The sequence below is a fragment of the Roseateles sp. P1_C6 genome (genome assembly GCF_056406315.1).
The window spans coordinates 685,302-700,960 of the sequence record NZ_JBFUAK010000001.1; the positions used below are offsets into that span (position 1 = coordinate 685,302).

Annotated in this window: 13 protein-coding genes; 11 read left to right on the plus strand and 2 right to left on the minus strand. The window is 70.8% G+C overall.

From position 1 onward, the window contains the following. Positions 1-23 precede the first annotated feature (23 nt). On the plus strand, positions 24-428 hold the full coding sequence (locus AC1D29_RS02940; RefSeq protein ID WP_477894387.1) for a GFA family protein: 405 nt from the start codon (positions 24-26) through the stop codon (positions 426-428). A gap of 94 nt (positions 429-522) precedes the next feature. On the opposite strand, the gene AC1D29_RS02945 is transcribed toward AC1D29_RS02940, so the two are convergent. Together AC1D29_RS02945 and ppk1 are read right to left on the minus strand one after the other, a co-directional pair. Beyond that, positions 523-984 (minus strand): SixA phosphatase family protein, encoded by a 462-nt coding sequence (locus AC1D29_RS02945; protein ID WP_477894388.1) that lies wholly within the window; start codon positions 982-984, stop codon positions 523-525. A gap of 7 nt (positions 985-991) precedes the next feature. After that, positions 992-3,052 carry a polyphosphate kinase 1 gene (ppk1, locus tag AC1D29_RS02950; RefSeq protein ID WP_477894389.1) on the minus strand — a complete coding sequence of 687 codons (2,061 nt, stop codon included), beginning with the start codon at positions 3,050-3,052 and terminating at the stop codon, positions 992-994. Positions 3,053-3,116: 64 nt separating this feature from the next. Between ppk1 and AC1D29_RS02955 the strand changes: the two genes are divergently transcribed. From AC1D29_RS02955 to AC1D29_RS03000, 10 genes are all read left to right on the plus strand, one after another. Then, positions 3,117-4,004 carry a hypothetical protein gene (locus AC1D29_RS02955; RefSeq protein ID WP_477894390.1) on the plus strand — a complete coding sequence of 296 codons (888 nt, stop codon included), beginning with the start codon at positions 3,117-3,119 and terminating at the stop codon, positions 4,002-4,004. After that, a complete protein-coding gene (recJ, locus tag AC1D29_RS02960) occupies positions 4,001-5,731 on the plus strand; it encodes a single-stranded-DNA-specific exonuclease RecJ (protein WP_477894391.1) in 1,731 nt (576 codons plus the stop codon). Before AC1D29_RS02955 ends, recJ begins: the two co-directional genes overlap by 4 nt. 197 nt (positions 5,732-5,928) lie before the next feature. Beyond that, positions 5,929-7,743: a bifunctional diguanylate cyclase/phosphodiesterase gene (locus tag AC1D29_RS02965; RefSeq protein ID WP_477894392.1), complete on the plus strand. Its 1,815-nt coding sequence runs from the start codon at positions 5,929-5,931 to the stop codon at positions 7,741-7,743. Positions 7,744-7,789: 46 nt separating this feature from the next. Continuing rightward, a complete protein-coding gene (locus tag AC1D29_RS02970) occupies positions 7,790-8,653 on the plus strand; it encodes a 3',5'-nucleoside bisphosphate phosphatase (RefSeq protein ID WP_477894393.1) in 864 nt (287 codons plus the stop codon). Further along, positions 8,653-9,288 carry an L-threonylcarbamoyladenylate synthase gene (locus AC1D29_RS02975; protein ID WP_477894394.1) on the plus strand — a complete coding sequence of 212 codons (636 nt, stop codon included), beginning with the start codon at positions 8,653-8,655 and terminating at the stop codon, positions 9,286-9,288. The genes AC1D29_RS02970 and AC1D29_RS02975 overlap by 1 nt, the downstream gene beginning before the upstream one ends. Before the next feature lie 166 nt (positions 9,289-9,454). Continuing rightward, positions 9,455-9,727 (plus strand): hypothetical protein, encoded by a 273-nt coding sequence (locus tag AC1D29_RS02980; protein WP_477894395.1) that lies wholly within the window; start codon positions 9,455-9,457, stop codon positions 9,725-9,727. Between the two features lie 389 nt (positions 9,728-10,116). Next, positions 10,117-10,389, plus strand: coding sequence for a hypothetical protein (locus tag AC1D29_RS02985; RefSeq protein ID WP_477894396.1), 273 nt, complete (start codon positions 10,117-10,119; stop codon positions 10,387-10,389). Between the two features lie 192 nt (positions 10,390-10,581). Then, positions 10,582-12,774 (plus strand): TonB-dependent receptor, encoded by a 2,193-nt coding sequence (locus tag AC1D29_RS02990; protein WP_477894397.1) that lies wholly within the window; start codon positions 10,582-10,584, stop codon positions 12,772-12,774. A 13-nt stretch (positions 12,775-12,787) separates the two neighbouring features. Then, positions 12,788-14,152, plus strand: a complete 1,365-nt coding sequence (locus AC1D29_RS02995) for a tetratricopeptide repeat protein (protein WP_477894398.1) — start codon at positions 12,788-12,790, stop codon at positions 14,150-14,152. Further along, positions 14,149-15,659: ABC transporter substrate-binding protein (locus AC1D29_RS03000; RefSeq protein ID WP_477894399.1), on the plus strand; the 1,511-nt coding region annotated here is incomplete at its 3' end. The genes AC1D29_RS02995 and AC1D29_RS03000, both read left to right, overlap by 4 nt.

Genomic DNA, 15,659 nt, shown 5'->3' on the forward strand with positions numbered 1-15,659 from the left:
TCCTCATTCACCGCGAGACCGCCATGCTGAAGACCTACACCGGCAGCTGCCACTGCAAAGCCGTTCGCTTCGAAGTCGACCTGGACCTGGCCGCCGGCACCGGCCGCTGCAACTGCTCCATCTGTTTCAAGACACGCAACTGGAGCGCCAGCGTCAAGCCCGAGGCCTTCCGGCTGCTGGCCGGCGAAGACGCGCAGAGCGACTACCAGTTCGGCTCCAACAGCGTCCACAACCTGTTCTGCAAGACCTGTGGGGTGCGTTCCTACGGCCACGGCTACATCGAGGAGGTGGGCGGCGCCTTCGTGTCGGTCAAGGTCAACTGCCTGGACGACGTGACACCCGAGGAGCTGGTGGCCGCGCCGGTGCAGTACTTCGACGGCCTGCACAACAACTGGTGGCACAAGCCCGAGGAGACGGGGCATCTCTGAGCCCTCGGCGGCGGCGCTTGCGGCGTGAGCCGCAAGAACATCGCCACCGCGGGCCCGCTTGGGAGCGCCCCCGCGCTCGGCCCGAAAGTCCTGGTTAGAGCGCGTCCGGCCCCTGCACCGCGTGCAGCGTCACCTCGGGCTCGCCATCGCGCTGGCGCCAGCGCAGCCACCAGACGGCGCCCTTCTTCACGGCCCATTCCTGGTCGACGCCGGCCAGCAACTGCGCGGCCAGCAGGCCCAGCGTGGGCTGGTGGCCACACAGCAGCACCGGCTCGCTGGCCTTGGGCCAGCGCGACGCCTCGATGAGCGCCTCCAGCGGCGCGTCCGGCGCGATGGCCGGCACGATGCGGAGCTCGCGGCCCAGCGCCTCCGCCGTCTGGCGGCAGCGCAGCGCCGGGCTGACGATGACGCGCGTCGTCGCCGCCAGCCGATGGTTGAGCCAGGCCGCCATGCGCCGCGCCTGGCGCTCGCCCTTGGGCGTCAGCGCGCGCTGCAAGTCGTCCTGGCCGGGGGCGATGACCTCGGCCTCGGCGTGGCGCCACAGGATCAGGTCCATGCCCGGCTCACTCCGAATAGCGCCGCATCAGCACCTGCTGCGCGCTGATGCCGTGGTCGCTGATGCGCACCGAGCGGCCGTCGGGGCCCAGCTGCCAGGCGTCCATGGTGTCGTGCAGGTAGGGCTGCAGCGCCTCGTCGATGACGCGCTGGCGCAGCCGCGCGTCCAGCACCGGCCAGGCCACCTCGATGCGGCGGAACATGTTGCGGCTCATCCAGTCGGCACTGGACAGGAACAGCGCCTCGCCGTCGTCGCCCTCGCTCGGCTCGTCGGCCCAGCGGAAATAGCAGATGCGTGAATGCTCCAGGAAGCGGCCGACGACGGAGCGCACGACGATGTTGTCACTGACGCCCGGCAGGCCCGGCGGCAGCATGCAGGCGCCGCGCACGATGAGGTCCACCTTGGCGCCGGCCTGGGCCGTGCGCAGCAGGCCGTGGATCAGCTCGGCGTCGGTCAGCGCGTTGATCTTGACGACCACGCGCGCCGACTTGTAGCCGGCCAGCGCCGCGGCCTCGACCTTGGCGAGCAGCTCCAGCATGCGGCTGTGCATGTTGAAAGGTGCCAGCAGCATGCGCCGCGGCGCCTTGAACTTGCCCAGTGACGCGAGCTGGCGGAACACCGAATCGGCATCGGCCGTCAGGTCCGCGTCGGCCGTCAGCAGGCCCAGGTCGGTGTACAGGCGTGCCGTCTTGGGGTTGTAGTTGCCGGTGGAGATATGGCCGTAGCGGCGCAGCCTGCCGTTCTCGCGGCGCATGATCAGCAGCAGCTTGGCGTGGGTCTTGTAGCCGACGATGCCGTACACGACCTGCGCGCCGACGGCCTCCAGCCGCTCGGCCCAGTTGATGTTGGCCTCCTCGTCGAAGCGCGCCTTCAGCTCGACGACGGCCATGACCTCCTTGCCGCGCCGCGCCGCCTCGATGAGCAGGTCCATCAGCTCCGACTTGGCGCCGGTGCGGTAGATGGTCTGCTTGATGGCCAGCACGTCCGGGTCGTTGACCGCCTCGCGCAGCAGCGCCACGACGGGCTCGAAGCTCTCGAAGGGGTGGTGCAGCAGCACGTCGCCCTTCTTCAGCTTCTCGAAAATGGACTTGTGGCGCGGAAGGCGGCGCGTCGGCCAGGCCGGCTCGAAGGGCTTGAAGCGCAGACCCGGCGCATCGGTCTGATCGATCAGCTCGTTCAGCCGCACCAGGTTGACGGGGCCGTTGACGCGATACAGCGCCGCGTGCGGCAGGCCGAACTGCTCCAGCAGGAACTCCGACAGCTCGGCCGGACAGGTGTTGACGACCTCCAGCCGCACCGCGCGGCCGAAGTGGCGCGTCGTCAGTCCCGAGCGCAGCGCGTGGCGCAGGTTGGCGATCTCCTCCTCGTCCACCTCCAGGTCAGAGTCGCGCGTGACGCGGAACTGCGAGAAGGCCTCGACCTTGCGCCCCGGGAACAGCTCTTCCAGATGGGCGCGGATGACGCTGGTCAGCAGCACGAAGGCCTGGCGGCCGTCCGAGAGGTTGGCCGGCAGCTTGATGACGCGTGGCAGCACGCGCGGCACCTTGACGATGGCGATGCGGTTGTCGCGGCCGAAGGCGTCCTTGCCCGACAGCCGCGCGATGAAGTGCAGCGACTTGTTGGCCACCTGCGGGAAGGGGTGCGCCGGGTCCAGGCCCACGGGAACGAGCAGCGGCTTGACCTCGCGCTCGAAATACTTGGACACCCAGCGCCGCTGCGGCTCGTCGCGGTCGGCGTGGTTGAGCACGACGATGCGCTGCTTGACCAGCAGCGGCGTCAGCTGCTCGTTGAAGACGTGGTACTGCTCGTCGATCAAGGTGTGGGCCGCGCGGCCCACGCGCTCGACGTCCTGACCGGTGACGCTGCTCAGCGGGTCGCGCGCGGCGTCCAGCATGTCGGCAAAGCGCACCTCGAAGAACTCGTCCAGGTTGCTCGACACGATGCAGACGTAGCGCAGCCGCTCCAGCAGCGGCACGTCTTCGCGTTGGGCCTGTGCCAGCACGCGACGGTTGAATTCGAGGATGGCGGTTTCGCGGTTGATCAGCTTCAACGGGGTCGGGTCGGTCATGACGAAAAGTGTATGAAGCTTGTGTGACAACCGGTTGAATCACGCCCCCCCGGATAATTCACTCATGCATTTGATGATTCCCCATGCCGGCGCGCAAGACGAGGCAGCGCGGCATGCGCTGTCCGGCCTGGCCCTGCCCAATCTGGCCGCGCTGCTGGGCCGGCTGAGCCCGGCCGAGACCTGGGGCAGTGACGAGTTCTCGCCCCAACCGCCGCACCACATGGCGCTGGCCGCACTGCGGGGCCAGGCCGAACCCAGCGCCGCCGCCTGGGGCCTCCATGCCGGCCCCGAGCTGGCCTGGGCGCTGCTGTCCCCGGTGCACCTGGCCGTCGGCACCGACGGCGTCGACGTGCTGCCGCCCGCGGCGCTGCACCTGTCCGAATCCGACGCGCCCCGCTTCGCCGAAGTGCTGCACGAACTGTGGCCCGAAGCCGAAGGCTGGCATTGGCGGGTGCTGGACGCCACCCACTGGGCGCTGGGCCATGCCGACGCGCTCGACGACCTGCAGGCCGCCAGCATCGAACGCGCCGCCGGTCGGCCCATCGAACCCTGGCTGCCGCAGAGCCGCGTGCTGCGCCGCTGGCAGAACGAGGCGCAGATGCTGCTGCACGAGCACCCGTTGAACGTCGAACGCGAGGCGCGCGGCGAGCACGCGATCAACTCGGTCTGGATAGGCGACATCGGCCGCAGCAACGGCCGCGCGACGGACATCACCGTGGACAACCGCCTGACCGAGCCGCTGTTGACTGGCGACCTCGCCGCCTGGGCCGAGGCCTGGCAACGCCTGGACGCCGGCCCGCTGGCCGCGCTGCTGAAGCAACCCCAGGCCAGCCTGACGCTGTGCGGCGAACGCTTTGCGCGTCACTTCAGGCCGCAGCCGCTGTCGCTGGTCGAGCGGCTGAAACGGCGCTGGCAGACGCCCGACGTCACCGCCACGCTGGAGGCGCTGTGAACCCGCCCCGGTTGATCGAACGCGACGTGCCGCCGCGCACCGCGTGGGCGCTGGAGCAGGCCGGCATTGCGCCGCTGCTGGCGCGCCTGCTGGCGTCGCGCGGCGTGCGCGACGCGGCCGAGCTGGACGAGAGCCTCAACCAGCTGCTGCCGCCCAGCGGGCTGAAGGGCCTGGCCGAGGCCGGCCGGCTGCTGGCCGACGCCATCCAGCAGAACCAGCGCATGGTCATCGTGGCCGACTACGACTGCGACGGCGCCACCGCCTGCGCCGTCATGTTGCGCGGCCTGCGCCTGCTGGGCGCTCGACCCGAGCAGCTGGGTTACGTGGTGCCCGACCGCGCCGTGCACGGCTACGGCCTCACGCCCACCATCGTGGACCTCGCGCTGGAGCAGCAGCCGGCCCTGCTCGTCACCGTCGACAACGGCATCGCCAGTCTCGCGGGCGTGGCCCACGCGCGCGCCCTGGGCCTCAAGGTGCTGGTGACCGACCACCACCTGCCGGCGCTGGTCGACGACGCCATCGTCGTCCCCGAGGCCTCGGCCATCGTCAACCCCAACCAGCCCGGCTGCACGTTCGCGAGCAAGTCGCTGGCCGGCGTGGGCGTGGCCTTCTACGTGCTGATGGGCCTGCGCGCGGAGCTGCGCTCGCGCGGCGCCTTCACCGAGGTGCCGCGGCTGGACGGCCTGCTGGATCTGGTCGCGCTGGGCACCGTGGCAGACGTCGTCAAGCTGGACGCCAACAACCGCCGCCTCGTTGCGCAAGGCCTCAAGCGCATGCGTGCCGGCCGCGCCCAACCGGGCGTCATGGCGCTGTTCAGCGCGGCCAAGCGCGATGCGAGCAAGGCGCAGGGCTTTGACCTTGGCTTCGCCCTGGGCCCGCGCATCAACGCCGCCGGCCGCCTGGCCGACATGACGCTGGGCATCGAATGCCTGACGACGGACGACCCCGAGCGCGCGCTTGAGCTGGCCACCCAGCTCGACGCGATCAACCGCGAGCGCCGCGAGATCGAGAGCGGCATGCGCGAGATGGCCGAGGCGCGGTTGGACGCGCTCGTCGAGGCATTGTCCGGCGCGCTGCCACCGGCCGTGGCCTTGTTCGACGCCGACTTCCACGAAGGCGTGGTCGGCATCGTCGCGTCGCGCATCAAGGACCGCGTGCACCGCCCCACCTTCGTGTTCGCCCGCGGTGCCGATGGCCAGCTCAAGGGCTCGGGCCGCTCCATCCCGGGCTTTCATCTGCGCGACGCGCTGGACCTGGTCAGCAAGCGCGAGCCCGACCTGCTTGCCAAGTTCGGCGGCCACGCGATGGCGGCCGGCGCGACGCTGGTCCGGCCTGAGGTCAGCGACATCAGCCGCTTCGCGCTGGCGCTGGCGCGCGTGGCCGAGGAGTGGCTGAGCGAGCAAGACCTGACGCGCACGCTGCGCCACGACGGCGCACTGCCGCAGGAGGCCGCGACCGCCGAGACGGCGCGCCTGCTGGACGCACAGGTCTGGGGCCAGGGCTTCGAGGCACCGGTGTTCTGCGACCGCTTCGAGGTGATCTCGCAGCGGCTGGTCGGCGAGAAGCACCTGAAGCTGCGTCTGCGCCAGGGCGGCAAGCTCATCGACGCGATCTGGTTCAACCACATCGACATGCTGCCCGAGCGCGCCATGCTGGCCTACCGGCTCAGCCTGGACGAATGGCAGGGCCAGCAGCGCGTGCAATACGTCGTCGAAGCCTGTTCCTGAAGCCCCTCGTCCAAGGAGTCCCTTGGGCGGTCCCTCGAGGGGACGGCCCTGCGCTCGGCCCGCAAGACGTGACGGAGTTGGCATGCACGCGCGGTCCGAAAGCACACGTCACCGAGCTGTCACGGGTGCTTCCAAGAATGCCCGGCGGTAGCGCTCCCGGATGTCTCGGGCCTGCGCGCCTGCCCCCGGAGCCCCCGATGCGCGACCACGCGCCTGACCCCCTTGCCGACGCGCTGCACCGTCTGATCGAGACGCGCAGCTTTGACATTCATTTCCAGCCGCTGGTCGCCATCGACCGGGCGGAGATCTACGGCTATGAGGCGCTGACCCGCGGCCCGGCCGATGGGCCGCTGCATTCACCGCTGGTGCTGTTCGAGGCCGCGGCCCGGCAGGGTCGCCTCGTCGAGCTGGAGCACCTCATCGTGCGCCGCGCCATCCAGCGCTTCAAGGCCCTGGGCCTGCCGGGCCAGCTCTTCATGAACGTGACCGCCGACACGCTGCTCGGTGCGCGCGAGCATGCCGGCCTGCTGGCCGCCGAGCTGAGCGAGCTGGGGCTGCCGACGTCACGCGTCGTCATCGAGCTGACCGAGACCCGCCCCATCGAGGACCTGGCCCAGCTCGACGACGCGCTGCAGGCACTGCGCGAGCGCGGCTTTCGCGTCGCGTTGGACGACCTCGGCGAGGGCTTCGCGTCCCTGCGCCGCTGGATGCAGATGCGGCCGGACTTCGTCAAGATCGACCGCCACTTCATCGACGGCATCGCGCAGGAGCCGCTGAAGCAGCAGTTCGTGCGCTCCATCGTCGAGATGGCCGCCACCAGCGGCTGCGAGGTCGTCGCCGAAGGCTTGGAGCAGGAGCCCGACCTGGACGTGCTGCGCCGACTAGGTTTGACGATCTGCCAGGGCTACCTGTTCGCACGCCCGAGCGCGGCGCCGCGGGCGTCCTTGAGCGCACAGTGGAGTGGCCGCCTGGCCGCCGACGCGCAGCCGCGGCTGCTGCAGAACGATCTCGCGCTGCCGCTGAGCCAGGGCGCCATCACCAGCGCCGCCCAGCTGGCGCGCCGCGGCCTGACCGTCACGCCCGAGACCAACTGCCGCAGCATCATCGACCTCTTCCACCGCGACGACCAGCTGCTGGCCGTGCCGGTGCTGGACCCGCACCAGCGCCCCATCGGCCTGCTGCGCTCGCTGCATGTGCTCAAGCGCAGCACCGAGCGCTATTTCATGGACATCTTCGACAAGCGCAGCTGCGTCGAGCTGATGGACCCCAACCCGCTGACCTTCGACGTGGCGACGCCGCTGCGGGCGATGAGCGATGCGATGGCCAACCTCGACGAGCGCCTGCTGGTCGACGGCTTCATCGTCACGCGCGACGGCGCCTACTTCGGCTCGGGCCGCAGCTCCGACCTGCTGAAGGCCGTGTCCGACCTGCAGGTGCACGCAGCGCGCTACGCCAACCCGCTCACACTCCTGCCCGGCAACGTGCCCATCGACAACCACCTGGATCGCCTCATCGAGGCCGGCGAGACCTTCGCCGCGGTGGTCTGGGACATCGATCACTTCAAGCCCTTCAACGACGTCTACGGCTACCGCATCGGCGACGACATCATCCGTCTGGCCGCCCGCGCGCTGACGCAGGCGGCCGACCCGCAGCTGGACTTTGTCGGCCACATCGGCGGCGACGACTTCGTCATGGTGCTCAGCAGCACCGACTGGGAGGCGCGGCTCACGCGCGTCTGCGAGGCGTTTGATGCCGGCGTGCGCAGCTTCTTCTCGGCCGAGCACCTGGCCGCCGGCGGCTATGTGACGCTGAACCGCCAGAACCAGCAGAGCTTTCACCCGCTGCCGACGATCTCGGCCGGCGCCGTGCTGCACCTGCCCGGCAGCTTCGACAGCGCACGCGCATTGAGTGCCGCGCTGGCCGAGCCCAAGCGCGTGGCCAAGGGTCGCGCCGGCGGCAGCCGCTTCTTCGTCGACCGCCGCACGCCCCAGCGCGCGCTGCTGGCGGCCTAGCCCCTGGTAACGGCTTGGTGACAGGGGGCCTGACACAATCGGGGCTGTGAACCTCGACCCCACACTCAACGCCGATCTGCACTGCCATTCCGTCATCTCGGACGGCACGCTGACGCCCGAGGCGCTGGCCGCCCGCGCCGCCGAGCGCGGCGTGGCGTTGTGGTCGCTGACCGACCATGACGAGATCGGCGGCCAGCAGCGCGCCATCGCCGCCGCCAGGGCCGCCGGCCTGCCCTATCTGACCGGCACCGAGATCTCGGTCAGCTTCGCCGGCCGCGTCGTGCACATCGTGGGCCTGGGCTTCGATCACGAGGCGCCCGAGATCATCGAAGGCCTGCGCTCGACGCGCGGTGGACGCGAGGCACGCGCCCGCGACATGGCGGCCGGCCTCGCGCAGGTGGGCATCCACGGCGCGTTCGAGGGGGCGTCGAAGTACGTCGGCAACCCCGACCTGATCTCGCGCACGCATTTCGCGCGCTTTCTCGTCGACGCCGGCCATTGCAGCGACATCCCCGAGGTGTTCCGGCGCTTCCTGACGGAAGGCAAGCCCGGTTTCGTGCCACACAAATGGGCGGCGCTGAAGGACGCGGTCGGCTGGATCACGCGCGCCGGCGGCGTCGCCGTCATCGCCCACCCGGGGCGCTACGACTTCACGCCGACCGAGGAGTACGCGCTGATCACCGAGTTCATCGGCCATGGCGGGCGCGGCATCGAGGTCGTCACCGGCAGCCACACGGCGGCCGAGTTCGTGAAATACACCGACACGGCGCTCGAATTCGGTCTGCTGGCGTCGCGCGGCTCGGACTTCCACAGTCCGGACGAGAGCCGCGTCGACCTGGGCACGCTGCCCCCGTTGGCGGCCAAGCTGACGCCGGTGTGGGCGGAACTGGCCCAACGCATCCACCACTGATGGCCCAGCTCTTCGAAGTCCACCCTGACAACCCGCAGCCCCGCTTCCTGCGCCAGGCGGCGCAGATGCTGCAGGCCGGCGGCATCGGCGCGATCCCGACGGACTCCAGCTACGCCTTCGTCTGCCGCCTGGACGACAAGCCCGCTGCCGAGGCGCTGCGGCGCGTGCGCGGTGTGGACGACAAGCACCACCTGACGCTGCTGTGCCGTGACCTGTCCGAGCTGGCCAACTACGCGATGGTGGACAACCGCCAGTACCGGCTGCTGAAGCTGGCCACGCCCGGCGCCTACACCTTCATCCTGCCGGCCACCAAGGAAGTGCCGCGGCGGCTGTCCCACCCCAGCCGGCGCACCATCGGCCTGCGCGTGCCCGACCACCGGGTCACGCAAGACCTGCTGGCGCTGTTCGGCGAACCGCTGTTGTCCACCACGCTGATCCCGCCCGGCGAGACCGAGCCCATGAACGACGCGGCGGACGTCTGCGCGCGGCTGGACCGCCAGCTGCAGTTCGTGCTGGACGCCGGCGCCTGCCCCGCCCAGCCCACCACCGTGCTGGACCTCAGCCAGGGCGACGAGCCCGTGCTGGTGCGCCAGGGCCGCGGCGAGCTGGCCAGGCTCGGTCTGCATCTGGACTAGGCCCTGGTTGCGGGGGGTTTGCCGCAGCTCATCCAGCGTTCTTGCAGTTCATCCAGCGCGGCTGGCGCTTGATCGCAGGCGCCTGGCAGCGCCCGGGTCCATTGCCGAAACTGACTCCATCGAACAAGCAATCACGCGGTTCGACACCCACCCACCGGAGTCCATCATGAGCCTGCAAACCACCCTCTTCGCCGCCGCTGTCCTGGCCTTCTCTGCCGCCGCCCAAGCCGCCCCGCAAGCCACCGTCAAGCTGGAACGCGTCGTCGTCACCGGCAAGGCCACGCAGGAAGTTGCCCAACTGCCGCGCGTCGTCGTGACGGGCTACGCTCAGCGCGAAGTGGCCCAGCTGCCGCGCGTGGTCGTCGTCGGCTACAGCGAAGCCACCCAGCTGCAACGCCAGACGCTGGCCGCCGCCAAGACCAGCACCAAGCGCGTTTGAGATTGGCGTCGCCCCGACATGCACATGACGCTTTTTTCCACCGCCGCCGAGCCGAGTCGCCAGTACTGCTGAGCCAGTACTGCCGACTCGGCTCGGTCGTTGGCGACGCCACGCACCCCGCAGACCGGTCCCGACCTCATGAAGCCGCCCGATGGGCGGCTTCGCCGCCTGTGGCGCACGAGCGCATCGCCACCCGAGGCGGGCCACAGGCCCGCGCGGACTACCCGGTGGACGTCGAACGCAGACACCGCTCATCCGCCGCGCTTGCAGTTCATCCACCGCAGCCCGCGCTTGATCGCAGGCGCCTGGCAGCGCCCGGGTCCATTGCCGAAACTGACTCCATCGAACAAGCAATCACGCGGTTCGACACCCACCCACCGGAGTCCATCATGAGCCTGCAAACCACCCTCTTCGCCGCCGCTGTCCTGGCCTTCTCTGCCGCCGCCCAAGCCGCCCCGCAAGCCACCGTCAAGCTGGAACGCGTCGTTGTCACCGGCAAGGCCACGCAGGAAGTTGCCCAACTGCCGCGCGTCGTCGTGACCGGCTACGCCCAACGTGAAGTGGCCCAGCTGCCGCGCGTCGTTGTCGTCGGCTACAGCGAAGCCACGCAACTGCAGCGTCAGACGCTGGCCGCCGCCAAGACCAGCACCCAGCGCATCTGAGCCCGGCGTCTTCACATGAACTTGACGATGCCTTTTTCCACCGCCGCCGAGCCGAAGCGCCAACGCTGCTGAGTCAGCGCTGACGTTTCGGCTCGGTGTCTTTTTGCGCATATCGATGCGCCCAATGCTTCGTGGCCCGGCAGGGCCGGCCTTCCTAGAGTGCGACGCTTTCCAGCTCGCGATCTCCGGGACATGCCGTACCGCCGCCACCTTCTGAACCCCCTCACCGCCGCACTCACCGCCGCCCTCCTTCCCACCGCCCACGCCGCGGACGTCAACACGCTGGACCGCGTCGAGGTGACTGCCCAGCGCCGCGCCGAGTCCGCGCAGGACGTGGGCATCGCCATCAGCGTGTTGTCCGGCGACGAGCTGAAGGCCAAGGGCATCCAGCAGATCAACCAGCTGCAGGGCGAGCTGCCCAGCCTGGAGATCGAGCCCGCCTTCGGCAGCGGCCAGCCGCAGTTCCGCATCCGCGGCATCGGCTTCCAGGATTACGGCAGCAACAACGCGTCGCCGGTGGGCGTCTACGTGGACGAAGTGGGCTACGCCTTCCCGGTGCAGACCAAGGGCTTGCTGTTCGACCTGGAGCGCGTCGAGGTGCTGCGCGGGCCGCAGGGCACGCTGTACGGCAAGAACACGACGGCCGGCGCCATCAACCTGCTGTCACGCCGCCCGACCCGCCAGGCGGAGGCTGGTTTCAGCGTGGGGCTGGGCTCCAACGCTGCCGTGCAGGCTCAGGGTTATCTGTCCGGCTCCATCGGCGACGGCGTGCGCGGCCGGCTGTCCATCGCCAGCGAGCGCGGCGGCGCGTGGCAGAGCAACCGCCTGACCGGCGAGAAGCTGGGTGACCAGCGCGTGGACGCCGTGCGCGGCCAGCTGGAGGTCGACCTGACGCGCGAGCTGCAGGCGCGCATCAGCGTCAGCCACAGCCGGGACAAGTCCGACGCGCAAGGCCTCTACGTCTTCACGCCGCGCAGCCACACCGACCAGGCCGCGGACACCGACACCACCCGCACCGGCTGGGGTCTGCAGAGCGACTTCGCACAGCTCATCGGCGTCGACCCCGGCGCCAAGCCCGGGCGCGACCACGAGGCCAGCAACTTCGCGCTGACGCTGGACTGGAACCTGGGCGGCGCCAGGCTGACCAGCATCACCGCCCATCAGCGCTTCACCCGCCACGAGCTGGGCGACTGGGACGGCACCGCCGTCAACCACTCCGACGTGTACTGGCAGGACCGCGCCCGCGTGACGACGCAGGAGCTGCGCCTGGCCTCCGCCCCGCAGGCCGCCCTGCCCTGGGTCGTTGGCGCCTACTACGCCAAGGAAAGCCTGGCCGAAGACTGGCGCACCGACTTCCGCCACGACTACGGCCTCATCACGCGCACCCAGTACGACCAGGACGGCCGCACACGCGCCGTGTTCGGCCAGGTCGACGTGCCGCTGGCGCCGCGCTGGACGCTGGTGGCGGGGCTGCGCCTGGAACGCGAGACGCGCAGCGTGCACGACTTCAGCACCAGCACGACGCCGGTCGTGCCGGGCCTGGGCGTCAGCGGCGCGGCCTCGTCGCTGACCAGCAACCAGACCTCCGGCAAGCTGGCGCTGCAGTTCAAGCCCGAGGCCGGCACGCTGGTCTATGCGTCGCTGAGCCGCGGGCTCAAGTCCGGCGGCATCACGGCGCACAACACCTTCGACACGCTGGCGCTGACGCCCTTCCGGCCCGAGAAACTCGTCGCGCTGGAAGCCGGCGTGAAGGCCGACCTCGGCCGCCAGCTGCGCATCAACGCTGCCCTCTTCCACTACGACTACCGCGACCAGCAGTTCCAGGATGTCACCACCTCGCCCACCGGTGCGCTGGTCGGCAAGATCATCAACATCGCCCGCTCCAAGGTCGACGGCGGCGAGGTCGAGCTGCATTGGAAGCCGCTCGCGGGCTTGAGCATCGGCCAGTCGCTGGGCTACAAGCATGCGGTGTTCAAGGACTTCAACTCGCCGCTGCTGGGCAATCTGTCGGGCCAGGGTCAGTTCATTCCCAAGCTCAGCTACGGCGGCTCGGTCGCCTATGCCTGGCAGGCCGGCGGGCTGGACCTGAAGCTGGCGGGCGACTACAGCTACCGCAGCCGCTACCCATCGTGGCTGAACCGGCTCAACGTCGACGGCGGCAACGCCTACGACATCCCGGCCTACTGGCTGGCCAATGCGCGGCTGGAGATCGCGCCGGCCAACTCGCCGTGGCTGGCCACCGTCGGCGTGCGCAACCTGTTCGACCGCCAGCACGACCTGACGCGCAACTTCTTCGGCAACCGCCCCAGCACGGCCGACGACCTCAACGTTGCCGCCGCCGGCCAGCCACGCACCTGGCAGGCCACGGTCAGCTACGCCTACTGACTATGCTGACGCCATGGCGCAAGACGAACTGGGCAACCCGCTGCTGGACGACAACCCCGAGCTGGTCGCGGGGCTGAACGATTTCATCGGCGGCTTCCTGGCCTACGAGACGCGGGCCGAGCGCATCCTGGCCACGGCCGCGGTCTTTCCGGGCTCCGTGCTGGCGCAGGTGTATGCCGGCTGGCTGTGGATGTTCCTGGAGGCGCCCGAGGCGCCGGCCAAGGCGCAGCCGTTTCTGGACACCGCCCGGGCCGCGCTCACGGCCGGCACGACGCCCCCCCATGAGCGCGCGCGAGAGCACATCGCGCTGCTGGCCGACTGGATCGCCGGCGACACGGCCGCCGTCGAGACCCGCGCCGCCGTGCTGACGCAGCGCTTCCCGCTGGACCTCGTCGTCGTCAAGCTGGCCCAGTACCTCGCCTTCAACCGCGGCGACGCGCCGGCCATGCTGCGCGGCATCCTGGCCGTGCTGCCCGCCAACGCCCAGCGCGCGCATGCCCACGGCATGGCCGCCTTTGCCTACGAGCAATGCCACCGGCTGGACGAGGCCGAGGCCGCCGCCCGCCGGGCGCTGTCCATCCAGCGCCGCGAACCCTGGGCCCAGCATGCGCTGGCCCATGTGCTGCTCACGCGCGGCCGCGTCGACGACGGCACGCGCTTCCTGGAGGGTGCGCGCCCCAGCTGGACCGGGCTGAACTCCTTCATGCTGACCCACCTGTGGTGGCATCTGTGCCTGTTCTACCTGGCGCGCGGCCGCAACGCGGAGGCGCTCGCGGCCTATGACCGCGAGGTCTGGGGCGTGTCGCCCGGCTACTCGCAGGACCAGGCCGGCGCCGTGCAGCTGCTGGCGCGGCTGGAGTGGGTAGGCGTCGATGTCGGGCCGCGCTGGCAGCAGCTGGCCGAGCACCTGGCCGCGCGCGCCGAGGACACGACCGAACCCTTCCTGAGCCTGCTCTACCTCTACGGCCTGGCGCGCGCCGGCCGGCCCGAGGCGGACCGCCTGCTGGCCGGCATCGGCGCCCGGGCGGCCCGCAGCCAGGCCGAAGCGCGCATCGCCTGGCATGACGCCGCGCTGCCGGCCGCGCAAGGCCTGGTGGCGCTGGCCCGCGGCGACGCGGTCACCGCCGACGCGGCCTTGTCCCAGGCCCTGCCACGGCTGGCGCGCATCGGCGGCAGCCACGCCCAGCGCGACCTGTTCGCGCAGCTGCAGATCGACGCGGCCACCCGCGCCGGCAACTGGCGCGACGCCCAGCAGGCGCTGGAGCTGCGCCGCCTCGTGGACCCGCAGGACGTGCCCGTCAACGCTCGGCTGGCCGTGCTGTACGGGTGCCTGGGGCTGCCCGGCCTCGCGGCCGACGCGCGCGCGTTCGCCGCATGAGGCGCCTGCTCGCCGCGCTGCTGCTCGCGCTGTGCCTGCCCGCCCTGGCCGGCACGCTGCGCGTTGCGCTGCAGCTGGAGCCGCCGCTGCTGGACCCCACTGTCGGCGCCGCCGCGCCCATCAGCGAGGTCGTCTACGGCAATGTCTTCGAGGGCCTGGTCACGCTGGCCGAGGACGGCGAGCCGCGTCCGCGCCTGGCCGAGCGCTGGGACATCGCCGCCGACGGCCTCGGCATCCGCTTCCAACTGCGCGCCGGCGTGCGCTTTCACGACGGCACGCCGTTCGATGCCAGCACCGCCCGGTTCGCACTGGACCGCGCCCGCGCCACCAACTCGGGCAACCCACAGCGCAGCCTGCTGGACGCCATCGCCAGCATCGCCACGCCGGACCCGCTGACGTTGGAGATCCGCCTCAAGCGCCGCGACGGCGGCCTGCTGCAAAGCCTGGGCAGCGCGGCCTTCGTCATCGTGGCGCCCGCCACGGTCGCCACCAACCCGACCCGACCCAATGGCACGGGCCCATGGCGCTTTGTGCGCTGGCAGCGCGGCAACGCCATCGAGCTGGCGCGCTTCGACGGCTACTGGGGCGACAAGGCCAGGCTCGATGGCCTGAGCTACCGCTTCATCGCCGACCCGTCCGCCGCCTACGCCGCGGTGATGGCCGGCGACATCGACCTGTTCGCCAACTTTCCCGCGCCCGAGCACCTGGCGCAGATCCGCGCGGACCAGCGCTTCGCGTTGCAGGTGGGCGTCAGCGAGGGCGAGACGCTGCTGGCCACCAACCACCGCCGCGCGCCGCTGAACCAGCTCGCCGTGCGCCGCGCCATCGCGCTGGCCATCGACCGCAAGGCCCTCATCGACGGCGCGATGTTCGGCTACGGCACACCCATCGGCAGCCATTTCTCGCCGCGCCACAGCGCCTATGTCGACCTGACCGGCCACAGCCCGCACGACCCGGTCCAGGCCCGCAAGCTGCTGGCCGAAGCCGGCTTCGACAAGGGCCTGACGCTCAGCCTCAAGCTGCCGCCCACGGCCTACGCGCGGCGCAGCGGCGAGATCCTGGCGGCGCAGCTGGCCGCCGTGGGCATCCGCACCCGCGTCGAGAACCTGGAGTGGGCGCAGTGGCTGGACCAGGTCTTCGTGCGGCACGACTTCGACCTCACCGTCGTCGCCCACACCGAGCCGCTGGACTACGGCATCTATGGCCGCGACGACTACTACTTCGGCTACCACAGCGACCGCGTGCAGGCCCTGCTGCGCGCGCTGGGCGAGCAGACCGCGCCGCTGGAGCGCCGCACCACGCTGCAGGCCTTGCAGCGCCAGCTCAGCGACGACGCGGTCAACGGTTTCCTGTTCCAGTACCCGCGGCTGCTGGTGCGGCGCGCCGGGCTGGCCGGCGTGCAGGCCAACGCGGTCGGCAGCCTGGAGCTGGCCGGCGCCACGCTGGCCGGTGCGGATGCCGGCCGCGCGCTAGGCCGCGGCGGCGTGCCGCGGGCGGTGGCGGGCGC

Bases quoted from the DNA above. Each gene is read 5' to 3' on its own strand.
- AC1D29_RS02955 (WP_477894390.1), top strand. From the start codon at position 3,117: ATGCATTTGATGATTCCCCATGCCGGCGCGCAAGACGAGGCAGCGCGG.
- AC1D29_RS02980 (WP_477894395.1), top strand. From the start codon at position 9,455: ATGAGCCTGCAAACCACCCTCTTCGCCGCCGCTGTCCTGGCCTTCTCT.
- AC1D29_RS02975 (WP_477894394.1), top strand. From the start codon at position 8,653: ATGGCCCAGCTCTTCGAAGTCCACCCTGACAACCCGCAGCCCCGCTTC.
- AC1D29_RS02940 (WP_477894387.1), top strand. From the start codon at position 24: ATGCTGAAGACCTACACCGGCAGCTGCCACTGCAAAGCCGTTCGCTTC.
- AC1D29_RS02965 (WP_477894392.1), top strand. From the start codon at position 5,929: ATGCGCGACCACGCGCCTGACCCCCTTGCCGACGCGCTGCACCGTCTG.
- AC1D29_RS02985 (WP_477894396.1), top strand. From the start codon at position 10,117: ATGAGCCTGCAAACCACCCTCTTCGCCGCCGCTGTCCTGGCCTTCTCT.
- AC1D29_RS02945 (WP_477894388.1), bottom strand. From the start codon at position 984: ATGGACCTGATCCTGTGGCGCCACGCCGAGGCCGAGGTCATCGCCCCC.
- AC1D29_RS02995 (WP_477894398.1), top strand. From the start codon at position 12,788: ATGGCGCAAGACGAACTGGGCAACCCGCTGCTGGACGACAACCCCGAG.
- AC1D29_RS02990 (WP_477894397.1), top strand. From the start codon at position 10,582: ATGCCGTACCGCCGCCACCTTCTGAACCCCCTCACCGCCGCACTCACC.
- ppk1 (WP_477894389.1), bottom strand. From the start codon at position 3,052: ATGACCGACCCGACCCCGTTGAAGCTGATCAACCGCGAAACCGCCATC.